Here is a 5,100-nt window from a genome sequence, read left to right as displayed (position 1 = left end):
GACTCACCGCACCGCCGCAGCCATCTCCTCCAGCATCGGCCGCACATCCCGGCGGCGATACCCGAGCAACTCCGTCTCCCGGACGTCCGGCTCGTACGAGATCGTCGCGCCCCGGCCAGGGACCAGCACTCGGTCCGGCAGGAACGGGTGTTCCTCGTCGCGTTCTTCGAGCGTCCGGCCGGAACCGGACACGTCGAAAACCAGCTGGAAGTAGTCCCGGAAGCTGAGGTTTTCGTCCCCGACCAGGTACGCCGCGCCGGATTCCCCGCGCAAAAGGGTGCCTTCGACGGCCTCGGCCAGACTCCGCACGGACAGGTAGTTCGTGCCGCCCGCCGGCGCGAAGTCCGGTACCTTCCCGACCAACTCCCCATCAGCCCAGGCCAGCATTTTCGCGAACTGCCGCGTCGACCGGCCGGGGGCCATTCCGACGATCGACGGCGGGTTCAGCGTGCACACCGCGAACCCGTCCCCGGCGAGGGCGCGCGCTCCTTCGTCGGCCAGGCGGCGGGCGTCGACGTACGGGTTTGTTTCCGCGAGATCCGGCCGGACCTGGTGGTAATAGCTGCCGATCTGGACGAAACGGCCGACACCCGCCCGTTTCGCTCGCGACGCGATCGCGGTCACGCCGTCGATTTGGTACGTCCGCCAGAATTCCTCGTCGCCCCAGCCCGATACGTGCCGGATGTCTTGTCCGGCCGCGAAAACGATCGCCTCGAAGGGGGCCAGCGCGGCCTCGTCGAACCCGTCGTGGGCGTAGTCGCCCAGCAGGACCGGCAGACCCGCCACGAGAGAATCGGCGTCGGGTTCGTGTCGTCCGGCGACCGTCACGGCGTGGCCGCGGCCGCTCAAGTAGGCGGCGGTGTTCGAGCCGATCATGCCGGTGCCGCCGATGACCAAGACCTTCATGCGCAATTCCTCTATCCGAAGTAGACACGTCCGCCGTCGACGACCGGGCCGCGTTCCGACGTGATCCGCAGGCCGCCGTCGGACCAGCCCTCGACCCGCAAGTCCTCGCCCGGGAACACGGGCGCGGCGAAGCGGCCTTCCAGCGAGGTCAGGTCCGCCGGGTGTGCGCCGACCTGGCGGGCAGCGACCAGAGCGCCCGCGCCGAGGGTCGCCAAGCCGTGCAGGATCGGGCGTGGCTGGCCGATCCCGGCTGCTGCCGCGGGGTCGACGTGGATGTGGTGCCGGTCCCCCAGCAACCGGTACAGCAGGGCCTGGTTGTCCGCAGTGGACAATGCTGCGGTCCAATCCGGACTGTCCAAAGCAGACGGACGACCGGGGCCGCGCTCGCCGCCGAAACCACCGATGCCGGGGCAGAACAACGACCAGGTCGCGACGAAGTAGTCCGATTCCACGGCCACCTCATAAACCGCCGCGCTACCTTTGTCCCAGACCTCCGGAACGCGGGCCTGCATGGAGATCTCACCCGCGGGCGGCAGCGGTTTCAAGACTTGCAGCCGTTGCGAACCATGCACCGCGTTGCCGACCTCGAACGCCCCGGCCGAGCCGAGGACGTCCGGTGCCCATTGCGCGAGCGTCAGCGCGAAAGGCGGCAGCACCCGAAGCCGGTCCTCGAAGACCAGGTCGAGTTCGTCCGGACGGGCGCCGATGGCGAGCGCGTAGAGGATCGGGTCGCGGTCGGGGTAGGCGACGGTGCGTTCGCCGAGGACCCGGCCCTTCCAGTCGGCGGGGCTGTTCACTGGGCTCCGTAAACCGGTTCGGGCGTGGGCGCTTCCTTCAGCAGCTCGCGCACGGCCGGGCCGGCTTCGGCGGCGGTCCAGCGCCGGTCCAGTTCGCGGGACGGGCCGTGGCTCCAGCCGTTCTCCAGGCAGATCCGGCCGCCTTCGACCTCGATCACGCGGCCGGTGACGTCCGCGGCGTCCTCGCTGGCGAGCCAAGCGACGATCGGCGACACATTGCCCGGGTGCATCGCGTCGAACCCGTCGTCCGGCGCGGCCATCTGCGCCGCGAACGGGCCCTCGGTCATCCGGGTGCGCGCGGCCGGGGCCAGCGCGTTCACCGTGATGCCGTACCGGCCGAGTTCAGCGGCTCCGACCAGCGTCAGCGCGGCGATCCCGGCCTTGGCGGCGCTGTAGCTGCCCTGGCCGATGCTGCCCTGCAGACCCGCGCCGGACGTGGTGTTGATGATCCGCGCCGCCCGCGTACGCCCGGCTTTCGCCTCCGCGCGCCAGTAGCCCGCAGCGTGGTGCATCAGCGCGAAATGCCCCTTGAGGTGCACCGCGACGACCGCGTCCCACTCCTGTTCGCTGGTGGTCACGATCATCCGGTCGCGCACGAAGCCGGCGTTGTTCACGACGATGTCCAGCCCGCCGAACGTGTCGACCGCCTGCCGCACCAGCGCTTCCGTCGCCGCGAAGTTCGCGACGTCGGCGCCGTTGGCCACCGCTTCGCCGCCCAGCGCGCGGATCGCTTCGACCACCTCGCCGGCCGGGCCGTCGGACGCCCCCTCGCCCGCACCCGACGTGCCGAGGTCGTTCACGACGACGCGCGCGCCCTGGCGGGCGAGTTCCAGCGCGTGCTCGCGGCCGAGTCCGCGGCCGGCCCCGGTCACGATCGCGACCCGGCCCTCCAAGATCCCGCTCACATCTTCTCCGTTCGTCTTCCGTTCCGGCGAGGCGGTTCCCCGTAAACCAAGCAAGTGTTAGGCTACCAAGCAATCGCTAGGTTAGGAACGCACGTGACGATTTCCACGCAGCTCCACGACAACGGCACCTTCGTGGTCACCATGGACTACCCGCCGGTGAACGCCCTGCCGGTCGCCGGATGGTTCCGCCTCGCCGAAACCGTGCGGGAGGCGGGCGAGGACCCGGCGGTGCACGTCGTCCTGCTCCGCGCCGAGGGCCGCGGCTTCAACGCCGGCGTCGACATCAAGGAAATGCAGCGCACCACCGGTTTCGACGCCCTGGTCGGCGCGAACCGCGGCTGTTACCTGGCATTCAAGGCGATCTACGAATGCGCCGTGCCAGTCATCGCCGCGGTGAACGGCTTCTGCCTCGGCGGCGGCGTCGGGCTGGTCGGCAACTGCGACACGATCATCGCCGCCGACGACGCGTACTTCGGCGTCCCCGAGGTAGACCGCGGCGCCCTTGGCGCAGCCACTCACCTCGCCCGCCTGGTCCCGCAGCACCTGATGCGCACGCTGTACTTCACCAGCCGCACCATCGCGGCGAAGGACCTGGTACAGCACGGTTCGGTGCTGGAAACCGTGCCCGCCGCCGACCTGCACGACGCCGCGCTCGCCCTGGCCGCCGAGGTCGCCGCGAAGGACCCGCGCGTCATCCGGGCCGCGAAAGCCGCGCTGAACGGCATCGACCCGATCGACGTCAACCGCAGCTACCGGTACGAACAGGGCTACACCTTCGAACTCAACCTCATCGGAGCCGCCGACGAACACCGCGACGCCTTCGTCGCCACCGGCCGCCCGATGAACGACTGACTCTCGAGGAGACCCGTGCCTCTCCGCACCCCGCTCACCGAGCTGACCGGCGTCACCCACCCGATCGTGCAAACCGGCATGGGCTGGGTCGCCGGCCCGCGCCTGGTGTCCGCGACCGCCAACGCCGGCGCACTGGGCATCCTCGCCTCCGCGACGATGACCTACGACGAGCTCGACCACGCCATCAAGGAAGTCAAACAGCGCACGGACAACCCCTTCGGCGTAAACCTGCGCGCCGACGCCGGCGACGCCACCGAACGCGCCGAGCTGCTGATACAGCACGGCGTCAAAGTGGCCTCTTTCGCCCTGGCCCCGAAAAAAGACCTGATCGCCCGTCTGAAGGATCACGGCCTGGTCGTCATGCCCACCGTAGGCGCCGCCCGGCACGCCGAAAAGGTCGCCTCGTGGGGCGCGGACCTGGTCATGATGCAAGGCGGCGAAGGCGGCGGCCACACCGGCCCGACCGCGACGACCCTGCTGCTGCCCTCCGTACTGGACGCAGTCGACATCCCAGTCGTCGCCGCCGGCGGCTTCTTCGACGGCCGCGGCCTAGCCGCCGCACTGTCCTATGGCGCCGCTGGCATCGGCATGGGCACGCGCTTTTTGCTCACCAGCGACAGCGCGGTTCCGGACGACATCAAACGCACTTACCTAGGCTTCGGCCTGGACGGCACCGTCGTCACCACCAAGGCCGACGGCATGCCGCACCGCCTGCTGCGCACACCGTTCATCGAGGGCCTCACGAAGGAAGGCTTCGTCCAACGAATGGCCCGAACCCTGCGCCGGACAACGGACTTCAAGCGATTGAGCGGCCAATCCTGGCCGTCACTGATCGCCGACGGCCTGCGCATGAAACGCGGCAGCGACCGCTCCTGGACGCAAACCATGCTGGCCGCGAACACCCCCATGCTGCTCAAAGCCGGTCTGGTGGAAGGCGACACCCGCGCCGGAATGCTGGCCGCCGGGCAGGTAGTCGGCGTGATCGAAGACCTGCCAAGCTGCGCGGAACTGGTGACCCGAATTGTGGAAAGCGCGCAAGAACGCCTGAAGACCACCGCCGCCCTGCTGGACTGACCCCAGGTTCGTGGGGTCCCCTTCACGACCCAGAGTCCAACGCCAGTGGCTTCTTAAGGCGGCGCCGGGGCTGCGGTTTGCCCAGGTCTACGGACCTGGGCGGGATCGGCTGTCCGTGAGGGGAACCCTGAGGGACTCTGAGTCCCTCAGGGTTCCCCTCACGGACAGCCGGTTGGTCGTGAAGGGCCCCTTCACGGACCTAGATTCCCTCAAGGAGCCCTTCACAGCCCACCCGCCCGCTCGCCCGCCGCCACAATGCGCCCCAATGCCACATTCGTTGCGTGGGACGCACCCAATGTGGCATTCGGTGCATCCCACGCACCCAACGCGGCATTCGGTGCATCCCACGCACCCAACGCGGCATTCGGTGCCCCACATGCACCCAACGCCACATTGGGGCGCTAACCCCCACCACTCACCAACCGCAGCCGATGCACCCAATCAAGGCAGCCACACCCCCCGCACCCCGATACGAAGCCAAAAACACGGCGCGGGGGTGCTTGTCAAGGCATCTTTCCCGCCTTGACAAGCACCCCCGCGCCGTAGTCACACTCAAGCTTCGGGGT

5 protein-coding genes are annotated in these 5,100 nt (G+C 69.1%); 2 read left to right on the top strand and 3 right to left on the bottom strand.

Annotated elements, in window-relative coordinates; all coding sequences use genetic code 11:
• Positions 1-3 precede the first annotated feature (3 nt).
• Genes ABD156_RS40175 through ABD156_RS40165 form a run of 3 tightly spaced genes read right to left on the bottom strand, consistent with a single transcriptional unit; the run spans position 4 to position 2,608 of the window.
• Positions 4-906 (bottom strand): NAD-dependent epimerase/dehydratase family protein, encoded by a 903-nt coding sequence (locus ABD156_RS40175; protein WP_344286280.1) that lies wholly within the window; start codon positions 904-906, stop codon positions 4-6.
• Positions 907-917: 11 nt separating this feature from the next.
• Positions 918-1,703 carry a MaoC/PaaZ C-terminal domain-containing protein gene (locus ABD156_RS40170; RefSeq protein ID WP_344286279.1) on the bottom strand — a complete coding sequence of 262 codons (786 nt, stop codon included), beginning with the start codon at positions 1,701-1,703 and terminating at the stop codon, positions 918-920.
• Positions 1,700-2,608 (bottom strand): SDR family oxidoreductase, encoded by a 909-nt coding sequence (locus ABD156_RS40165; protein WP_344286278.1) that lies wholly within the window; start codon positions 2,606-2,608, stop codon positions 1,700-1,702. The genes ABD156_RS40170 and ABD156_RS40165 overlap by 4 nt, the downstream gene beginning before the upstream one ends.
• A gap of 93 nt (positions 2,609-2,701) precedes the next feature.
• Here ABD156_RS40165 and ABD156_RS40160 point away from each other — a divergent pair, with 93 nt between their 5' ends.
• Both ABD156_RS40160 and ABD156_RS40155 read left to right on the top strand, forming a co-directional pair.
• Positions 2,702-3,460 (top strand): enoyl-CoA hydratase family protein, encoded by a 759-nt coding sequence (locus ABD156_RS40160; RefSeq protein ID WP_344286277.1) that lies wholly within the window; start codon positions 2,702-2,704, stop codon positions 3,458-3,460.
• Positions 3,461-3,475: 15 nt separating this feature from the next.
• Positions 3,476-4,534, top strand: coding sequence for an NAD(P)H-dependent flavin oxidoreductase (locus ABD156_RS40155; protein WP_344286276.1), 1,059 nt, complete (start codon positions 3,476-3,478; stop codon positions 4,532-4,534).
• Positions 4,535-5,100 lie beyond the last annotated feature (566 nt).

The sequence above is a fragment of the Amycolatopsis albidoflavus genome, assembly GCF_039525725.1.
Taxonomy (GTDB): Bacteria; Actinomycetota; Actinomycetes; order Mycobacteriales; family Pseudonocardiaceae; genus Amycolatopsis; species Amycolatopsis albidoflava.
The sequence above is the reverse complement of the archived record's forward strand: the minus strand, read 5'-3'. Positions and strand labels throughout refer to the sequence as shown.

What these genes read in the sequence shown, in the direction of transcription:
- ABD156_RS40175 (WP_344286280.1), bottom strand. Translation starts at nt 906, where the DNA reads ATGAAGGTCTTGGTCATCGGCGGCACCGGCATGATCGGCTCGAACACC.